The organism is Frankia sp. CeD, assembly GCF_000732115.1.
Taxonomy (GTDB): domain Bacteria; phylum Actinomycetota; class Actinomycetes; order Frankiales; family Frankiaceae; genus Frankia; species Frankia casuarinae.
Map to the genome: position 1 here is coordinate 33,962 of NZ_JPGU01000015.1, position 17,621 is coordinate 51,582.

Annotated in this window: 18 protein-coding genes and 1 pseudogene (1 of these 19 cut by a window edge); 9 read left to right on the forward strand and 10 right to left on the reverse strand. The window is 70.7% G+C overall.

Going from position 1 to position 17,621, the window contains the following annotated elements; translation table 11 throughout:
* Nucleotides 1-905 (reverse strand): annotated as a pseudogene (locus CED_RS10755) (leucyl aminopeptidase) (it extends 691 nt beyond the left edge of the window).
* A 120-nt stretch (nt 906-1,025) separates the two neighbouring features.
* Between CED_RS10755 and gcvT the strand changes: the two are divergent.
* A complete protein-coding gene (gene gcvT / locus CED_RS10760) occupies nt 1,026-2,141 on the forward strand; it encodes a glycine cleavage system aminomethyltransferase GcvT (protein ID WP_035910324.1) in 1,116 nt (371 codons plus the stop codon).
* A 70-nt stretch (nt 2,142-2,211) separates the two neighbouring features.
* Here gcvT and CED_RS10765 read toward each other — a convergent pair whose 3' ends face one another.
* Nucleotides 2,212-3,045, reverse strand: a complete 834-nt coding sequence (locus CED_RS10765; RefSeq protein WP_035910325.1) for an adenosylcobinamide-GDP ribazoletransferase — start codon at nt 3,043-3,045, stop codon at nt 2,212-2,214.
* Complete coding sequence (cobT, locus tag CED_RS10770) at nt 3,045-4,178, reverse strand: nicotinate-nucleotide--dimethylbenzimidazole phosphoribosyltransferase (RefSeq protein ID WP_200875400.1); 1,134 nt, start codon at nt 4,176-4,178, stop codon at nt 3,045-3,047. The genes CED_RS10765 and cobT overlap by 1 nt, the downstream gene beginning before the upstream one ends.
* Nucleotides 4,179-4,296: 118 nt before the next feature.
* Here cobT and CED_RS10775 point away from each other — a divergent pair, with 118 nt between their 5' ends.
* Entirely contained in the window at nt 4,297-4,488 is a 192-nt protein-coding gene (locus CED_RS10775) for a hypothetical protein (RefSeq protein ID WP_035731705.1), read from the forward strand.
* 5 nt (nt 4,489-4,493) lie between these two features.
* Here the strand turns inward: CED_RS10775 and CED_RS10780 are convergent, their stop codons facing one another.
* Together CED_RS10780 and CED_RS24700 are read right to left on the reverse strand one after the other, a co-directional pair.
* Nucleotides 4,494-6,017, reverse strand: coding sequence for a bifunctional adenosylcobinamide kinase/adenosylcobinamide-phosphate guanylyltransferase (locus tag CED_RS10780; RefSeq protein WP_035910302.1), 1,524 nt, complete (start codon nt 6,015-6,017; stop codon nt 4,494-4,496).
* A 96-nt stretch (nt 6,018-6,113) separates the two neighbouring features.
* On the reverse strand, nt 6,114-6,287 hold the full coding sequence (locus CED_RS24700; RefSeq protein WP_011437513.1) for a hypothetical protein: 174 nt from the start codon (nt 6,285-6,287) through the stop codon (nt 6,114-6,116).
* Between the two features lie 426 nt (nt 6,288-6,713).
* Here CED_RS24700 and CED_RS10790 point away from each other — a divergent pair, with 426 nt between their 5' ends.
* The 3 genes from CED_RS10790 (at nt 6,714) to CED_RS10800 (ending at nt 8,301) form a co-directional block, all read left to right on the forward strand.
* The gene (locus CED_RS10790; protein ID WP_035910327.1) at nt 6,714-6,926 is read left to right on the forward strand and encodes a hypothetical protein; all 213 of its coding nucleotides are present in this window, start codon (nt 6,714-6,716) and stop codon (nt 6,924-6,926) included.
* Nucleotides 6,927-7,144: 218 nt separating this feature from the next.
* Nucleotides 7,145-7,624 carry a nitroreductase/quinone reductase family protein gene (locus CED_RS10795; protein ID WP_035910328.1) on the forward strand — a complete coding sequence of 160 codons (480 nt, stop codon included), beginning with the start codon at nt 7,145-7,147 and terminating at the stop codon, nt 7,622-7,624.
* Between the two features lie 68 nt (nt 7,625-7,692).
* Entirely contained in the window at nt 7,693-8,301 is a 609-nt protein-coding gene (locus CED_RS10800; protein ID WP_035910329.1) for a TetR/AcrR family transcriptional regulator, read from the forward strand.
* Between the two features lie 103 nt (nt 8,302-8,404).
* Here CED_RS10800 and CED_RS10805 read toward each other — a convergent pair whose 3' ends face one another.
* The 3 genes from CED_RS10805 to nadA are packed head-to-tail and all read right to left on the reverse strand — an operon-like array spanning nt 8,405 to nt 11,256.
* A complete protein-coding gene (locus tag CED_RS10805; protein ID WP_035910304.1) occupies nt 8,405-9,370 on the reverse strand; it encodes an aldo/keto reductase family protein in 966 nt (321 codons plus the stop codon).
* Between the two features lie 33 nt (nt 9,371-9,403).
* Complete coding sequence (locus tag CED_RS10810) at nt 9,404-10,033, reverse strand: DUF3043 domain-containing protein (RefSeq protein ID WP_011437508.1); 630 nt, start codon at nt 10,031-10,033, stop codon at nt 9,404-9,406.
* Nucleotides 10,033-11,256 carry a quinolinate synthase NadA gene (gene nadA / locus CED_RS10815; protein ID WP_035910306.1) on the reverse strand — a complete coding sequence of 408 codons (1,224 nt, stop codon included), beginning with the start codon at nt 11,254-11,256 and terminating at the stop codon, nt 10,033-10,035. The genes CED_RS10810 and nadA overlap by 1 nt, the downstream gene beginning before the upstream one ends.
* Nucleotides 11,257-11,667: 411 nt before the next feature.
* On the opposite strand from nadA, the gene erpA reads away from it, so the two are divergent.
* Together erpA and CED_RS10825 are read left to right on the forward strand one after the other, a co-directional pair.
* On the forward strand, nt 11,668-12,030 hold the full coding sequence (erpA, locus tag CED_RS10820; RefSeq protein ID WP_011437506.1) for an iron-sulfur cluster insertion protein ErpA: 363 nt from the start codon (nt 11,668-11,670) through the stop codon (nt 12,028-12,030).
* A gap of 316 nt (nt 12,031-12,346) precedes the next feature.
* The gene (locus CED_RS10825) at nt 12,347-13,327 is read left to right on the forward strand and encodes a carbohydrate kinase family protein (protein WP_011437505.1); all 981 of its coding nucleotides are present in this window, start codon (nt 12,347-12,349) and stop codon (nt 13,325-13,327) included.
* Nucleotides 13,328-13,336: 9 nt separating this feature from the next.
* On the opposite strand, the gene CED_RS10830 is transcribed toward CED_RS10825, so the two are convergent.
* Both CED_RS10830 and CED_RS10835 read right to left on the reverse strand, forming a co-directional pair.
* Nucleotides 13,337-13,573, reverse strand: coding sequence for a sulfurtransferase TusA family protein (locus tag CED_RS10830; RefSeq protein ID WP_035731696.1), 237 nt, complete (start codon nt 13,571-13,573; stop codon nt 13,337-13,339).
* Nucleotides 13,574-13,586: 13 nt separating this feature from the next.
* On the reverse strand, nt 13,587-14,735 hold the full coding sequence (locus CED_RS10835; RefSeq protein WP_035731691.1) for a cysteine desulfurase family protein: 1,149 nt from the start codon (nt 14,733-14,735) through the stop codon (nt 13,587-13,589).
* Nucleotides 14,736-14,981: 246 nt separating this feature from the next.
* On the opposite strand from CED_RS10835, the gene coxB reads away from it, so the two are divergent.
* Together coxB and ctaD are read left to right on the forward strand one after the other, a co-directional pair.
* Nucleotides 14,982-15,932 (forward strand): cytochrome c oxidase subunit II, encoded by a 951-nt coding sequence (coxB, locus tag CED_RS10840; protein WP_011437502.1) that lies wholly within the window; start codon nt 14,982-14,984, stop codon nt 15,930-15,932.
* Nucleotides 15,929-17,611: a cytochrome c oxidase subunit I gene (ctaD, locus tag CED_RS10845; RefSeq protein ID WP_035910308.1), complete on the forward strand. Its 1,683-nt coding sequence runs from the start codon at nt 15,929-15,931 to the stop codon at nt 17,609-17,611. The genes coxB and ctaD overlap by 4 nt, the downstream gene beginning before the upstream one ends.
* The last annotated feature ends 10 nt before the right edge of the window (nt 17,612-17,621 follow it).

The window sequence follows — 17,621 nt, forward strand, 5'->3', positions numbered from 1 at the left end:
CCCGCCATGTCGGTCTTCATCCATTCCATGGAGGTCGACGGCTTCAGGGACAACCCCCCGGAATCGAAGGTGATGCCCTTGCCGACCAGCGCCAGCGCCGGCCGCTCGGATCCACCGCCGCGCCATTCCAGCCGCACCAGCCGCGGTGGATTCGCGGATCCCTGGCCGACACCGAGCAGGCCTCCGAAGCCGCCCTCGGCGAGCGTCACCTCGTCGAGGACCTCGACCGTCACGCCGGCGGCGGTGGCCCGCTCGACGGCGATGTCGGCGAGCAGGGCGGGGGACAGATGGCTCGGCGGCGTGTTCACCAGATCGCGGACCAGGGTGACCGCATCCGTGACGACGGTGGCCCGGCGCAGTTCCTCTTCCGCTGTCGGGAGGCTCTGCTCGTCGACGAGCACCGTCAGCTCCTCGACGGGGCGGGGGCGGCCGTTCGCCGACGTGGTGCGCAGCCCGTCGTAGGAGTAGGTGCCGAGCAACGCGCCTTCGGCCACGGCCCGCACCGACTCCGACGTGACCGCGCCCGGCGCGGCCGCCAGAGCGACGGCCACCCGCGCGGTCCCGGCGAGGGAGCGCACCGCGACCCCGGCCGCCCGGCGTAGTGCCTCGGTGCCGATCGGCGTGGAGGACATCGGCGTGGACGACGTGGCGAGGGGGCCCAGCCCGACCGCGAGAACCGTCGCGCAGGGCACGGTACCGAGGGTGGCGAAGCGGACCGTCTCGCCGGCCTTGCCGGTCGCGCCCAGCGAGGCAAGCACCTGCGTCAGCCTGCCGCCGAGCGCGGCGTCCAGGTCCGCCGCGCCACCGGCTACGAGGAGCCCCTCGTCGCCGGTGGCGGTGGCGATCACCACCGCGTCCACATCGAGATCGGCGAGAGCGGCGGTACTGGGCACGATGGTGGTCATGCGGTGAGCGTATTGAACGGGAGGTCTTCCCGACGGGGAGCCGGACCCCACCGGCGGGTGGCCGGAGGCCAGGCCCGCGGNCGTTTCGACCGCTGCCGGCCGGACACTAGGCTGCTGGCCATGGCAGAGCTGCGTCGATCCCCAGAGCTGCGTCGATCCCCGCTGTACGACCGGCACGTCGAACTGGGCGCGAAGATGGCCGGGTTCGGTGGCTGGGAGATGCCGATCGAGTACACCGGCCGCGGGGTGCTCGCCGAGCACCAGGCGGTCCGCGGCGCGGTCGGGATCTTCGACGTCAGCCATCTCGGCAAGGCCAGGATCGCCGGCCCCGGCGCCGCCGCCTTCGTCAACGCCTGCCTGACCAACGACCTGCGCCGGATCGGCCCCGGCCAGGCGCAGTACACCTTGTGCTGCGAGGAGACCGGCGGGGNCGTCGACGATCTGATCGCCTACCTGTACTCCGACGAGGAGGTCTTCCTCGTCCCGAACGCCGCGAACACCGCACAGGTCGTCGCTCGCCTCGCCGCGGCGGCGCCGGCGGGCGTGTCCGTCACCGACCTGCACACCGGGTACGGCGTGGTAGCGGTCCAGGGACCGGCCTGCGCCGACCTGCTCGGCGCCCTCGGCCTGCCCACCGGCGGGACGTATATGAGTTTCGTCGACGCGGAGTGGAAGGGCCACCCGGTGATCGTGTGCCGGTCGGGCTACACCGGAGAGCGAGGCTACGAGCTGTTGCCCCGTTGGGACGACACCCCTGCGCTGTGGGATGCGCTGTTCGCGGCGGGTGGGCCGCTCGGCGTCGTGCCGGTCGGCCTCGGTGCCCGCGACACGCTGCGGACCGAGATGGGGTATCCGCTGCATGGCCAGGACCTCTCTTTGTCGATCACGCCGGTCCAGGCTCGCTCCGGGTGGGCCGTCGGCTGGGACAAGGATCGCTTCTGGGGACGCGACGCCCTGCTCGCGGAGCGGTCCGCCGGCGCCTCCCGCCTGCTGTGGGGGCTGCGGTCCACCGGCCGGGTGATTCCCCGTCCGCACATGACCGTGGCCTCCGCGGCTGGTGCCACGGTCGGTGAGGTCACCAGCGGCACGTTCTCTCCGACGCTGCGCCAGGGGATCGGGCTCGCCCTGCTGGACCGGTCCGTGCAGGGGGGCGACACGGTGAACGTCGACGTCCGGGGCCGTCCGAGTCCCATGACGGTTGTCCGGCCGCCGTTCGTCAGGTCCTCGCCCAAGTAGCCCAGCCGCCGGACGGGCCTGTCCGGCGGGCCCGCCGGGCGGACGCCAGCGGGCGGCGTCCGCCGCGCTGTCAGTGCAGGCCGAGGGTGTGCAGGACGGGCGTCGGGATCGTCATGGCCATGACGAGCAGGGTCGCCGCCGCGGTGATCTCGATGAGTCCGCCGAGGATGTCTCCGGTGATCCCGCCGAAGCGCGTGAGCAGATACCGCCGGAGCAGAAACGAGACGCCTGTCCCGACCCAGACCGCGAGGACCGCTCGCAGCGCCCGGCCGGGGCCGCCGCCGTCGAAGTCCAGCAGTCCGGCCAGCGCCGCGACGGCGCAGACTGCCAGGAAGGACAGCGCCGCGTCCCGGGTCCGCACGGTTCCCGCGACTAGCGCACCGAGGCCATCCGGCCGAGCCGGCGGGACGGCGCCGGTACAGGCCAGGGTGGCCGCGAGCCTGCTGGTCATCGCGGCGACCAGAATCGACAGCGTGCCGCGGTGCGCCGAGATCGTCGTGCTCAGGGCCCCGACCTGGAGCAGCACCACGAACAGGACGATGATCGCTCCGAAGGCCCCGATGGTCGACTCGCGCATGATCTCCAAGGCGCGATCCCTGCCCCGCGCTCGCCAGGCGCCGAGCCCGTCCCCGAGATCGGCCAGCCCGTCGAGATGCAGGCCCCGGGTGACCAGAGCGAGCNCCGTGACGCCGACGACGGCCGGCAGCAGGGTCNGGGCGCGCTGACNGGNAACCGCCGTGACGATCCGGGTGGCGAACACCGCACTGCCGGCGAGCAGCCCCAGGGCCAGGCCGACGAAGGGCGCCAGGGCCATCGCCCGGCCCGCGAGCCGCCGGTCGGTGTGCTCCGGGCCCCGCAGCGGCAGGACGGTGAGCAGCGTGAATGCTGTTCTTGCCTCGAGCATCACGGGGCACCGGCCGCGGGGCCCGAGTCCCCTTGGCCGCCGCCGACCTCGGCTTTCCCGCTGACACCGGCCTGGTCGAACGTCGCCATCTCGGCCAGCGTGGCCTGGGCCGCCCGCAGGAACGGAACGGCGAGGAGCGCACCGGTGCCCTCCCCGAGACGCAGGCCGGCGTCGACCAGGGGGGTCAGACCGAGTGCGTCCAGTGCGATTCCCTGGGCGGGCTCGGTGGACCGGGTGCCGGCCACCCACCACTGGCTTGCTCCTGGGGCGATCCGCTCTGCGGCCAGTGCCGCCGCGCAGACGATCACACCGTCGAGGATGACCGGCGTCCGTCGCACGGCGGACTGCGCCAGCAGCCCGGCCAGGGCGAGCAGATCGGCTCCACCGACGATCCGCAGCACCGAATGCGCGTCGCCGGTGAACGGCCGGCCGCGCCGCATCGCGTCCCGGATCGCGGCCGTCTTGAGCATCCAACGTTGGTCGTCGATCCCCGTCCCGCGGCCGACTACCTCGATCGGCTCCCGGTCGCACAGCAGCGCCACGATGGTGGCTGCGGGGGTTGTGTTGCCGATCCCCATCTCGCCGGGAACAAGCAGGTCCGCGCCCGCGTCGATCTCCTCGTCCGCGATGAGTCGGCCGACGGCGAACGCGGCGTCCGCCTCCGCGACCGACAGCGCGTCGGTGCGGTCGATCCGTCCGCTCGACCGTCGCACCCGATAGCGCTCCGGTGCGGCCGATCCATCCACCCCGCCCGGCGTGAGGGGCCGCGCGGTGTCCACGGACACGTCCACCACGCGCACGGCGGCCCCGACCTGGCGGGCCAGCACGTTGACCGCCGCGCCGCCCGCGGCGAAGTTCGAGACCATCTGGGAGGTCACGTCGCTGGGGAAGGCGGACACCCCGGCCTGGGCGACACCGTGGTCGCCGGCGATCACGACCGCCCGGATCCGGGCGAAGGGACGGGGTGGGCAGGTCGCCTGTGCGCCGGCGAGCCAGATGGACAGATCCTCGAGCCGGCCCAGCGCCCCGGGTGGCTTGGTCAGTTCGGTCTGCCGCTGGCGAGCCGCCGCCATCGCGTCGGAGTCCAACGGGGGAACGGCGGGAACGGCGCTGCCTGACGCATCGGGATCCACGGGATCCTTACTACCTGATCCGCTCGGTCGGCAACGCACCACATCCCCGCGAAGGTATCTCCCAGTGGTCCCCGTACCGCATGATTGTGCCGATCGGCGCGGCCGGGACGGTTGGTCCTTGCCGGCCGGCCCGGCCGGCAGGTGGCTGGCCTCGGGCGGCAATGACCGCACCGTGCGGGTCTGGCGGGTGAGCGACGGCGCGGCCCGGTCCTGCCGGTGGCTTCCCGCGACCGAACCGGCCGGTCTCATCGTGGCCTGCTCGGCCGGGCTCTACCGCTACGACTTCGTCACGGGAGGATTCGTCCCGTGAGGACGCTATGACCGCTCGTGCGGGAACGGTCGCAGCCGGAGGGGGATGCCCGCGACCACCTGCCACACCTCGTCGGCCTCGGCCGCGAGATCGGCGTTGAGACGGCCGAGCACGTCGCGGAACCGGCGGCCGGCCTCGGCCGGGGGAACGACCCCGGAACCGACCTCGTCCGTGACCGCGACGACCCGACGGCCGGTGGCCCGCCAGGCGTCAACGAGCTCCTCCGCGCGGATGCGCAACTCGTCCGGACGGTCCAGCCAGGCGCCGACCCACAGCCCCAGACCGTCGATGAGCAGCGGTGGTCCGGGAGAGCGCANCAGGGGAACCAGGTCGACCGTCTCCACGGTCGTCCAGGCGGCCGGGCGCCGCCGCCGGTGTGCGGCGATCCGCTCGGACCACTCGGCGTCGGCCGGATCAGGCGGCGCCGACGTCGCGACGTAGACCACCTCCGGTTCGGCGAGCAGCCGGCGTTCGGCCTCGGCCGACTTCCCCGACCGAGCACCCCCCGTGATCAGGACCCGGTGTGGTGCCGGGAGCACCGGACTCTGCCACCGCCCTGGTGCCCGTGGTGGCTGCGACGGCTGCGACGGCTGTGATGGCTGCCGCCGGGCGGCCGGGACGATGTCATAGACGGTCCCGTCCGCCGGTGCCAGCGCGCCGACGAGGTGGAGCCGGCGGGCCAGTTCGTCGCCGGGCGGGTTGCGGTGACTCAGATGGACGGCCAGTACCAGGGTGCTCGGCACCACGGCGCCGCGGCGGCGCAGCTCGGCCACGAGCTGACCGAAGGTGTCGAGGTCAAGGTGCTCGCCGAACCCCGGCCGGTCGCCGTTGTTCTCCTCCAGCAGCACGACGTCGTAGGCGCGGCCGGTGACCGCCTCGAGCGTCTCCGCCGGCAGCGGCGCCGCGGTGTCGCAGCCGTACAGCAGACGTCCACCGTCCGGCGCCGTCACGTCGTAGAGCACGGCCGGCCCGATGCTCGCGTCACCGTGCTGGGCGGCGACCGGTCGAACGAGATAACCCCGATCGCTCGGGGACTCCTGATCCTCCGGGGATCCCCGGTCCTCCGCGGCCTGCCGATCGTCCGCGCCGAGGCGCAGGGGTCCGGGTGTCGTCGGCGTGCCCCCGGGCACCACGGCGATCAGCCGCAGCGGCGAGCCGTCCCGGTCCGGATCGGAGCGCTCCCAGCGAGCCAGGAACTCCCGGCACGCCGCCAGCGCCGCCGGCGGACCGACCACGTCGAGGGGCCGTCCCGCGGCTGTCGACCACGAGCGCCACATCAGGCTCTCGGGCCCCAGATGATCGGGATGGGCGTGACTGATCAGCAGATGACGCAGCCCCGATAGGCGTACTCCGAGCCGGGCAGCGGTCCGGGGCACGTCGGGACCACAGTCGATCAGCAGGGCGTCGTCGATCAGAACGGCCGTCTGCCCGCGTACTTCGTGTTCCCTGGCCCAGGCACAGGATGCGCAGTCGCACCACGGGTTGGGCCAGCCGTCCGCCGAGCCGGTGCCGAGCAGCGTCACCTTCATCGTGTTCCGTCTCCCGGATCCCGTTGCGCCCCGGATCCCCCCGGATCCCGCCTCTCCGGGTTCTCAAGCCTGCCAGGCTCCGTGGCCCGCGGAACCTCAGACGTGCGGGTGGCGCTTGCGCTCCCACAGGGTCATGAGGGTGAGCACCACCGCCAGCAGGAAGATTGCCGCGAAGGTGACGAGCGCGGCGGCCCACCAGGTCAGGGGAGCGTCCTCGTGTTCCACGGACTCGGCCACGATGGCCGCTGCGTTGTAGACGGTCGTTCCCACGCGGGTTCTTCCTCCTTGTACCGACGTACTGCTCACGCAGACGTGCCTGTCGTGCGGACCTGCCTTCGACGCGGCTGTGCTCACCGTGCGGACATGCCGCCGGCTCGCACGACCGGCGATGACCGGTGACGCCGGCTTCGCGATCGTGGTGGTCGCGATGCTGTCCGGGCATCCACCGGAACTGACGTTACCGACGTTCACGACATCCTGGCGCGGGTATCGCCGACCGCGCCAGTAGCACGGGCCGACCAGACCCGGGCCCGCGGGCCGGTCGACCAGTGCCACGATGGATCATCGGCCCTGGCGTGGGGCCGGGAGTCCCGCGTCGGCGGGGTGCACGCGGTTGGATGGGACGACCGGCCGGCGCACTGGCCGATCACGGCCGGCGGCTCCAGCGCGGGCCGCCCGGGTGGGAAGGACACACTCATGACCTGGACCTGGCGCTACGAAGGCGATGACGGCANGATCACGATGGTCGGCGGGGACTCNACCTCTGAGTCGTTCACCAGCCAGGGAGACGCTGAGACGTGGCTCGGGGAGACCTGGCGTGACCTGCTCGATGCGGGGGTGGCGCAGGTGACGCTCCTCGATGCCGGCCGTCGCGTCTACGGGCCGATGAGCCTGCGCCCGGTGACCTGAGCCGCCTCCGCCCGTGCCGGTCCCGACCGGTGCCGGTCCCGATTCGCGCCGACCGAACCGCCTCTTGACGAGAGGTCGGCTAACGATGTTAGCTGGCAGCGTTGGCTGACGACGTTGGCTGACGACGTTGGCCTGTCCGGTGTGGTCCGGCCGGCCGAACCATCGAGATCGCTCAGGCCGGCGCCGGGCCGTTCCGGTCGACAGAGAGGGTGCAGATCTTGACCGAGCACAACAACCCGTCCACTCCGGCCGAAGCGCATTACCTCGCCCCCGGATGGTTCACCCGTAACGTGGCCAACCGCGCCGTCGCGGCGTTGACCCGGGCGGGGATCAGCCTCCTGGGCAGTCGGATCCTCGAGGTACGCGGCCGGATCAGCGGCGAGCCGCGCCGGACCCNGGTGAACCTGCTCATCTTCGACGGGCAGCAGTACCTGGTCTCGGCGCGAGGGCACGGCCAGTGGGTGCGTAATCTGCGCGCGGCCCAAGGCGAGCTATGCCTGCTGCGTGGCCGGTCGCGCACGCGTTACTCCGCGACCGAGCTGGATCCGGCGGCGAGTGTCGCCGTGCTGCGGGCCTACCTGCGGCGGTGGAAGGCCGAGGTCGGCGCCTTCTTCGACGGGGTCGGGCCGGACTCGCCCGATGAGGAGATCCGTCGGATCGCGCCCCGCCACCCCGTCTTCGTGATCACACCGGCGTGAACACGGGGGCGGCGACCTCACCGGTGCGGGCGGAATCCGGGCCGGCGCCGGTGCGGGGAGCACGGTCGGTGGCGCAGGCGCGGCCGGTCGGCGAGCCGCCATTGCCCAGGATCGCGCCCCGCCCGGTCCTAGGCCCCGTCTCGCCGCGGGTCACCGAGATCATCACGGTCGCGCGGGGGGTGCTGGAGACCGAGGGGGCGGGGGCGCTGNCGATGCGCCGGATCGGTGATCTCCTCGGTATCCGGGCGCCGTCGCTGTACAAGCATCTCGCGGGTAAGCCGCAGCTCGAGGCCAAGCTGATCGAGACCATGCTCATGGAGATCGGGGACCTGCTCCACGACGTGGTCGACCGCGGCGGTGCCGCGGAGGTGGTCCCGGCCCTGCTGGCCGCGTACCGGGGCTATGCCCAAGCCCATCCGAACCTCTACCGCCTGGTCACCGCCGGTTCGCTGAACCGTCGGCTACTGAGCGCCGACGTCGAGGACTGGGCGGGGGAGCCATTCTACCGGGCGGCCGGGGAACCCTATCGTGCGCAGGCCCTGTGGGCCGCCGCGCACGGCACGATGATCCTCGAACTGGACGGCCGCTATCTGCCAGGATCCGATCTCGACCGGACCTGGCAGGCGCTGGCCTCCGCTTTCCGCCGAACCGACCCGGCTGGCGACCAGCCTGGCTGATCTGATCTGATCTGATCTGATCTGATCTGATCAGATCAGATCTGATCTGATTCGGTTCGGGGTAGCCGGCGGGCCCGGGGCCAGGCCTGGAGGCAGGCCCGGGTCAGGCCCGGGNGACGACCTCGGCGAGCACGTCGTCGATCCGATCAAGCAGCGCCGTGTCGAGCGTCACGCCGGCAGCCTTGACGTTCTCCCGTACCTGCTCCGGCCGGGACGCGCCGATGATCGCTGAGGCGACGTTGTCGTTCTGCAGCACCCAGGCGACGGCGAGCTGCGCCATCGACAGCCCGGCGTCCGCGGCGATCGGCCGCAGCTCCTGCACCGCGGTCAGCACGTCGTCGCGCAGCAGCCGGGAGATGAAGGTGGAACCGGTTTCACCGGTGGCCCGGCTGCCGGCCGGCGGTGGCTGACCGGGCGGGTACTTGCCGGTGAGCACGCCTTGGGCGATCGGCGACCAGACGATCTGGGAGATCCCGGCCTTCCGGCTGACGGGCACGATGTCGGCCTCGATGGTCCGCCACAGCATCGAGTACTGCGGCTGGTTGGAGATGATGCGGTCCAGCCCCAGCTCGCTGGCCAGCCGGACGGCGTCGCTGATCTGCGCGGCGCTCCACTCGGACACGCCGACGTAGAGCACTTTGCCGGCGCGGACGAGGTCGTCGAAGGCCCGCAGGGTCTCTTCGATCGGCACCGTCGGGTCGTACCGGTGTGCCTGGTAGAGGTCGAGATGGTCGGTGCGCAGACGGCGCAGCGAGGCGTGCGCGGACTCGATGATGTGCTTGCGACCGAGGCCCTTGTCGTTCTCCCCCGGGCCGGTGGGCCAGTAGACCTTGGTGAACAGCTCGTAGGACTCCCGGCGCACGCCCTGCAGCGCTTCGCCCAGGACGCTCTCGGCGCGGGTACCGGCGTAGACGTCCGCGGTGTCGAATGTGGTGATGCCCTCGTCGAGGGCGGCACGCACACAGGCGGTCGCCGCGTCCGCCTCGATCTGGTCACCATGGGTGATCCAGTTGCCGTAGGAGATCTCACTGACCGACAGGCCGCTGCGCCCAAGACGTCGATGCTTCACGTGACGACCTTAGCCGTCGGCCCTGACCGTCGATCAGGGGCGCGGGTCGGAGCGGGAGACCCGCGGGCGGGGGAGTCGCCAGCGCCGCGGCAGTAGCGCGCGCTGCGCGGCGTAGGCCCGCACCCGCACCCGGGAGTCCGGGTACTTCTCCGCGACGCGCCGGCTCACCTGCCAGGAGAGCAGGATCGAGTCGATGACGACCGCGACGATCCCGAGCAGCATCAGCAGGGTCGCGGCCAGCCTGATCGATGCGTTCGGGACCAGTCCGCCGACGAAGTAGACGACGGCGATCGGCAAGAAGAACGATCCGACGTTGATCCGCGTGTCCACGAAGTCGCGGGTCAGTACGCGCTCGGGCGCGCGTTCACGCGCTGGCAGCCGGCTGACGTCGCCGGACATCATCGCCGCGCGGTACTCCTGGCTCTGCCTGCGTCGCGCGGCCCGCGCCTCCTGCTTGTTCGCCGAGACGCCGAGCGCACCACCGGGCTTCGTACGGGCGGCCCGCGCCTCCGCCCGGCGGGGCGTGGGCCGGCCCTTGGCCGCCGTGCGCCGCGGATCGGCGACCTTCTCCTGTTCGACCCTCTCCACCTGCTCGGCGATCGGGTCCCCGGGGCCGGGGCCGGCATCGGGGCCGGCGGAGTTGCGTCGTTTCAGCAGAGCCATCAGGGCAGCGCCAACATCTGGTCGAGAGCCTTCCGGGCATAGGTGGCCACGTCCGGGTCGACGGTGATGCGGTTCACCGTCTCACCCCGTACGAGGGACTCCAGCGCCCACACGAGGTGGGGCATGTCGATCCGGTTCATGGTGGAGCAGAAACACACCGTACGGTCCAGGAAGACGATGGTCTTGTCAGGGTGCCTCGTCGCCAGCCGCTGCACCAGGTTCAGCTCGGTACCGATCGCGAACGCCGATCCGGCGGGAGCGGCAGCGACGACCGAGATGATGTACTCGGTCGAGCCGACGAGGTCGGCCGCGGTGACGACCTCCCGCCGGCACTCGGGGTGGGCGAGCACCGTCACCCCGGGGATCCGGCGGCGGACCTCGTCGACGCTGTCGCGGGTGAACCGGCCGTGCACCGAGCAGTGACCCCGCCAGAGGATCATCTTCGCCGCGCGCAGTTGCCGGCGGGTCAGTCCTCCCGAGGGCTTGCGGGGGNCGTAAACGACGCAGTCCTGCTCGCTTGTCCCCAGTTCACCGATGGCGGTGTTGCGGCCGAGGTGCTGGTCCGGCAGGAAAAGCACCCGGGCACCCCCGCGCTCGCCGAAGGCCCACTCCAGCGCGCGCCTGGCGTTCGACGAGGTGCAGATCGTCCCGTCGTGGCGCCCGGTGAACGCCTTGATCGCGGCCGAGGAGTTCATGTAGCTCACCGGAACGGTATCGGCGGCGACTCCCGCATCGAGCAGATCGTCCCAGGCCTGCTCGACCTGCTCGGCGGTGGCCATGTCCGCCATCGAGCAGCCGGCGGCGAGGTCCGGCAGGATCACCTGCTGGTGCGCGCCGGTGAGGATGTCGGCGCTTTCCGCCATGAAGTGCACGCCGCAGAAGACGATCGCCTCGGCCTGCGGCCGCGCGGCGGCCTGCTGGGCCAGCTTGAACGAGTCGCCGGTCACGTCGGCGAAGGCGATGACCTCGTCGCGCTGGTAGTGNTGCCCGAGGATGAACGCCCGATCACCCAGCGCCCGCTTCGCCGCCGCGGCGCGGGCTGTGAGGGCCGGATCGGCCGCCGGGGGGAGTTCACCCGGACAGTCCACGCCACGCTCGCTGGCCGGGTCGGCCTGGCGGCCGAGTAGCAGCAGGGCCAGCGGTGATGGAGTCACACCGACCCGGCCGAGGGCCGGGTCGCGAGCAGGGATGGGGCCGCGCCGCAGGGTCGGGTTGGTGGTCATGGCGCTCCTCCGGTCGACCGGCCCTCGGCCTGGCCGCCTCGTCGTCCGCGGCGGCCGACCGAACGATCCCGCCGGACCCGTCCACGAATGGTCGATGAGACTCTAACTCCCGGCGCCATCGTATGCCGAGCTCTTCGTGGTCAGCTGGCGGCCAGACGAAGGTCACTAACGTGAACGGGAGTGACCACCGTCTCCAGGCATGGTCGGGATCTCGACGTGGTTGGCCCGCGCCGACGTCGCTACCATAGGAAGCGGATCCCGGCCGACGGTGTTGGGCATGGATGTCGGCACAGTGGCAGTGCCGTGCCCGGGGGGTGTGCGCCGGATGGTCGGCGGCGCCCTGCGTACAAGTCAACCGGAACTAGTGGCCTGGCTTGCCAGGCACGTCCACCAAGGGCAGGAGTAGTCCCTATGACCGTTCAGGACACCACGGCACCCGCGACGCAGTCCTCGAGCGTCGTCCTCACCGACACCGCCGCAGGCAAGGTGAAGACCCTGCTCGAGCAGGAGGGTCGGGATGACCTCAAGCTGCGTATCGCGGTGCAGCCCGGAGGCTGCTCGGGCATGCGCTACCAGCTGTTCTTTGACGAGCGGTCCCTCGACGGCGACACCGTCATCGATTTCTCCGGTGTCAAGGTGGCGGTGGACCGGATGAGTGCCCCGTACCTCGGCGGGGCGACGATCGACTTCGTCGACACGATCGAGAAGCAGGGTTTCACTATCGATAACCCGAATGCCCAGGGTTCCTGCGCCTGCGGCGACTCGTTCCACTGATGCGCTGAGCACCGGGCCGTCCCTCCTGCTCGCGTCTCGACGCGAGTCCCGGGTGCGGTTCGGTGACCGGTTGATCAGACTGGTACGTCCGGGAGAGCCTGGTCCGGCCCTTGTTCGTCGGACCGGGCTCTCCCGCATGTGCTGCGTCGGTATCCGCTTGTGCCGGTATTCATCGTTTCCCTTGCCGGCGGGCCGCCGGAATCACGGGACACCGCGATCTGACGCCTCGTAATTCTGACGCCTCCGTGATGACGCGTGTGAACCAGCGCGAGCCGGTGGTTCCGGGCTTCGGGGCAGGCCGGTAAGCTCCTTGATCGTGCGTATCGCCGTGACTGGTTCCATCGCCTCTGACCACCTCATGCGCTTTCCTGGAAGGTTCGCCGAGCAGTTGCTCGCCGACCAGCTTGAGCGGGTCTCGCTGTCCTTTCTCGTCGACGAGCTCGTGATCCGGCGGGGCGGAGTGGCGGCCAACATCGCCTTCGGCCTGGGCCGGCTGGGCCTGCGCCCGATCCTCGTCGGCGCGGTCGGCGAGGACTTCGCCGACTACCGCTCCTGGCTCGACCGGCACGGCGTGGACACCGCCTCCGTGCGGGTCAGTGAGATCGCGCACACCGCGCGGTTCGTCTGCACCACCGACGAGGACCTCAACCAGATCGCGTCCTTCTACCCGGGTGCGATGAGTGAGGCCGCCGACATCGAGTTGAGGCCGATCGCCGAGCGGTTCGGCGGCCTGGACATGGTGATCGTCAGCCCCAACGACCCCGGGGCGATGCTGCGCCACAGCGAGGAGTGCCGGCAGCGGGGATATCCGTTCGCGGCGGACATCTCCCAGCAGCTCGCGATCATGGAGGGCCCGCAGATCCGCGAGCTCGTCGTCGGTGCGGCCTACCTGTTCTGTAACGAGTACGAGAAGGCGCTGCTCGCCAGCAAGACCGGCTGGTCGGACGAGGAGATCCTGGCCAGGGTCGGTGTCCGGGTGACCACGCACGGCAAGGACGGTGCGGTCATCGAGGCCCCGGAGAGCGACCCCATCCGGGTCCCGGTCGTTCCCGCCCGCGCCACCCCGGATCCCACCGGAGTCGGGGACGCCTTCCGGGCCGGGTTCTTCGCCGGCCGGTCCTGGGACCTCTCGCTCGAACGCTCCGCCCAGGTCGGCTCCCTGCTCGCCACCCTGGTCCTGGAGACGATCGGTACCCAGGAGTACACGGTGGAGCCCTCGGAGGTGCTTAAGCGTCTCACCGAGGCCTACGGTTCCGACGCCGCCGCCGAGATCGCCGAGCATCTGCCGGCAATCTGAGCCGGCGGGTTATACAAGCCGCCGGATGACGAACGCCTCCCCGCCTTCCGGAAGCGGGGAGACGTCCACCAGCTCCTGACCCCGCAGCCGGCACCAGGCCACGACGTCCGCGCCGGCGGCGGGGTCGTCGGCCCAGAGCGTGATGGTGCCGGTCACCGGAATCCCGCCGAAGGCGCGGGCCAGATCGATGATCGGCAACGGGCAGCGTCGTCCCCGCGAGTCGACCGTGTGCGGCTGTTCCGTCATCGGATTGTCGGCATCAAAGCCCGGCGGCGCCCAGCCGGTCCCGCACGGCGCGTACGGCTGCGGGCAGCGCCGTCAGCAGGGCGTCGAGATCGGCCTGGGTCGACTCGCGGCCAAAGGATATCCGCAGGTTGCCGTGCGTCAACGCGCCCATGGCGACCAGGACATGGCTCGGGATCAGGGTGTCGGATGTGCAGCTCGACCCGGAGCTCACGGCGATTCCGGTCCGGTCGAGCTCGGTCAGCAGCGCCTCGCCCTCGACGTAGAGGCAGGAGAACGCGCTGATGTGCGGAACCGTCGCCGCCCGGTCCGGATCGCCGAGTAGTTCCACGCCGTTGACGAGTTCGGGCAGCCGGCGGCGCAGTTCGGCCACGTAGCCGGCGAGCCGGGGCGCCTCCGCGGCGAGTTCACCCGCCCGGGCGCTCAGCGCCATGGCTGCGGCGACGACGGCGGGGACGTTCGGATAGCCCGCAACCCGACCGCCCTCCCGCTCGTCAACGGGACCGGGACTGCGCCAGCGGGTCCCGGTGCGCACCGCGAGAACGCCCACCCCGGGTGGTCCGCCGAACTTGTGGGCACTCGCGGTGAGCAGATCCACCCCGAGGTCGGCCAGGTCGACGGGGATGTGGCCGACTGTCACGGCGGCGTCGGTGTGCAGCGGCACCCCGGCGGCGCGCATCCGTTCGGCGACCTCGGCGACCGGCTGGATGGTCCCGACCTCGTGGTTGGCGTGCTGGAGGCTGGCGACGGCGGTACCGGCGACGGGGGTGAAGTCGGCGGGGTCGACCCGGCCGAGATGATCCACACCAATCCTGACGACCCGTCCACCGGCCTGTTCGTGCCGCTGCGCGGCGTGCAGGACGCTGGAGTGCTCGACCGCGCTGACCATGACGACGTCACCCGCACGCCGCCGGGCCGCCGCCGTGCCCAACAGGGCCAGATGCGCCGCCGCCGACCCGCTCGCGGGAAAACTGATCTCGTCCGGCCGGGCCCCGAGCACGCCCGCGACGGTCTCGCGGGCCGCGTCGAGCAGCATGCGCGCCCGGCGGCCCTCCCGATACAACCGTGCCGGGTCGGCCCAACCATCCTGAAGAGCCATTAGCAGAGCCTCGCGCGCGGCAGGGTGCAGCGGCGTGGTCGACGCGTGGTCGAGATAGGCCGGCACCTGTGAAACGGTACGCCGTGAACGGCCGGGAGGGGCGTGCGTCACAGGCGCTGACGGGGGCCTTAGGCGAGAAGGTTCGCGGCTGCTGAGATACGCTGCTGCCGCACCATCTACAGCGTGTCGAAGACAGCATGTCGTCCGGTTGGATCGGCGGGGNGNCATGGNGTTTNCAGGGGGNCTCGCGCGCGGGGNCGAACGCTGTCCGCCCCGCGGCCGCGGCCCGCTCGTCGTGGGAGGCAGGACCTGGTGAGGAGATCCTTCGGTCGGACCCGGCCGTCGCTCGCGGATGTCGAGGACACGCCGACGACACCGGCTGACTCCGACACACGCGCAGCTGCGGTGTCCGCGGTCGGCGTGCACGGGACGCGGCACATCCGGCCGCTTCGGCGTGTCCTGCGTCTCGGTGCCGTGCTCGCTGTCGTGGGGATCATGGCGACCGCCTGCGACAGGCCTACATTCGGCTATCCCAGGGGCGTGACGAACCAGACGCCGCGCCTTCTCAACATCTGGCAGGGTTCGGCGATCGCCGCGCTCGCCGTCGGTGTGCTCGTCTGGGGAATGATCTTTTACGCGATCATCGCCTTCCGGAAACGCAGCGACGTGCTTCCCCGCCAGGTGCGCTACAACCTGCCAGTCGAGGTTCTCTACACCGTCGTGCCGGTGGTGATCGTGGCCGGGCTGTTCTTCTACACGGCCCGGGACGAGAGCGAGGTCACCAAGCTCTCGCCGAAGCCAGACGTCACCGTTGACGTGATCGCCTTCCGATGGAACTGGCAGTTCAAGTACCTCGACACCGGATCCGGCCGGCAGGGTGCCAACCCGATCGAGGTCACCGGTCGCCCCGGTGAACCGGCGGTGCTCGTGCTGCCGCAGAACCGCTCGATCCGTTTCGTGGAGAGCTCGCCGGACGTCATCCACTCGTTCTGGGTGCCGGAGTTCCTGTTCAAACGGGACGTCATCCCCGGCCGGGTGAACCAGTTTGAACTGACCATCACGAAGACCGGCACCTTCATCGGTCGATGCGCCGAACTGTGCGGGACGGACCACGACCGGATGAACTTCTACGTGAAGGTCGTGCCGCAGGCCGAGTACGACACGTTCATCGCGGACCGGGAGAACGTGGCGATCTCGGCGGCGCCGGCCGTGTCAACGACCGGGACCGCCGCCACCACCGCAACCACCGGGAGTGGACAGTGACCCTCGTACAAGAAGCGGGTGTCGGCCACGCCGACTCCCCGGACTCCCACATCCCCCGGCGGACGAACCTGCTCGGCTATCTGCGGACGACGTCCCACAAGGACATCGCCGTCATGTACTTCGTCACGTCGTTCGGGTTCTTCCTCTTCGCCGGTGTCCTGGCCATCATGATGCGGGCGGAACTCGCCCGCCCGGGGCTGCAGTACTTCTCCAACGAGCAGTACAACCAGTTTTTCACGATGCACGGCACGCTGATGCTGCTCATGTTCGCGACCCCGATCGCGTTCGCGTTCGCGAACTTCCTCGTGCCGCTGCAGATCGGCGCGCCGGACGTGGCGTTCCCGCGGCTGAACGCGCTGTCCTACTGGTTCTTCCTGTTCGGCAGCCTGACGGTGATCCTCGGGTTCCTGACCCCGAACGGCGCCGCGTCCTTCGGCTGGTTCGCCTACTCGCCGCTGAATAACGAGGTGTACTCGCCGGGGGCCGGGTCGGACCTGTGGATCGTGGGACTGACGGTGTCCGGTCTGGGTACCATCCTCGGCGCCGTCAACATGATCACGACGATCCTGACGATGCGGGCCCCGGGCATGACGATGTTCCGGCTGCCGATCTTCTGCTGGAACTTCCTGGTGACCTCGATCCTCGTGCTGGTTGCCTTCCCCGTGCTCGCCGCGGCGCTGCTCGCCCTGGAGGCCGACCGGCGCTTCGGCGCGCACGTGTTCGACGCCGCCAACGGCGGCGCGCTGCTCTGGCAGCACCTGTTCTGGTTCTTCGGCCACCCCGAGGTCTACATCCTCGCCCTGCCGTTCTTCGGCATCGTCAGCGAGATCCTGCCGGTCTTCTCCCGCAAGCCGCTGTTCGGCTACAAGGGTCTGGTCTTCGCCACCATCGGCATCGGAGCCCTGTCCGTCGCGGTGTGGGCGCACCACATGTTCGTCACCGGCGCGGTGCTGCTGCCCTTCTTCGCCTTCCTGTCGTTCCTCATCGCGGTGCCGACCGGGATGAAGTTCTTCAACTGGATCGGCACGATGTGGCGCGGGCAGCTCACCTTCGAGACGCCGATGCTGTTCTGCGTCGGTTTCCTGGTGACCTTCCTGTTCGGTGGTCTGACCGGGGTACTGCTGGCCAGCCCGCCGATCGACTTCCACGTCAGCGACAGCTACTTCGTCGTCGCCCACTTCCACTACGTCNTCTTCGGGACCGTGGTGTTCGCCGCCTACGNNGGCACCTACTTCTGGTTCCCGAAGGTCACGGGCCGGCTGATGAACGACCGGCTCGGGAAGATCCACTTCTGGACGGTCTTCCTCGGCTTCCACACGACGTTTCTGGTGCAGCACTGGCTCGGCGTGCAGGNTATGCCCCGCCGGTACGCCGACTACGGACCGAACGACGGGTTCACCACGCTGAACACGATCTCGTCCGCGGGTTCGTTCCTGCTCGCCCTCTCGACGCTGCCGTTCATCTACAACCTCTGGCACTCCTACCGCAAGGGCCCACTCGCCGTCGTCGACGACCCCTGGGGCTACGGGAACTCGCTGGAATGGGCGACCTCCTGCCCCCCGCCGCGGCACAACTTCCGGACGCTGCCGCGCATCCGCTCCGAACGCCCGGCGTTCGACCTGCACTATCCGGCCACGATCGGCCGGATCGACTACCACGCGACTCCCGAGATCAGTTAAGGCGGCCATG

Excerpts from the sequence above, each read along its gene's own strand:
- CED_RS10810 (WP_011437508.1), bottom strand. The coding sequence starts at position 10,033 with ATGGCTCTGCTGAAACGACGCAACTCCGCCGGCCCCGATGCCGGCCCC.
- erpA (WP_011437506.1), top strand. The coding sequence starts at position 11,668 with ATGACCGTTCAGGACACCACGGCACCCGCGACGCAGTCCTCGAGCGTC.
- CED_RS10830 (WP_035731696.1), bottom strand. The coding sequence starts at position 13,573 with ATGACGGAACAGCCGCACACGGTCGACTCGCGGGGACGACGCTGCCCG.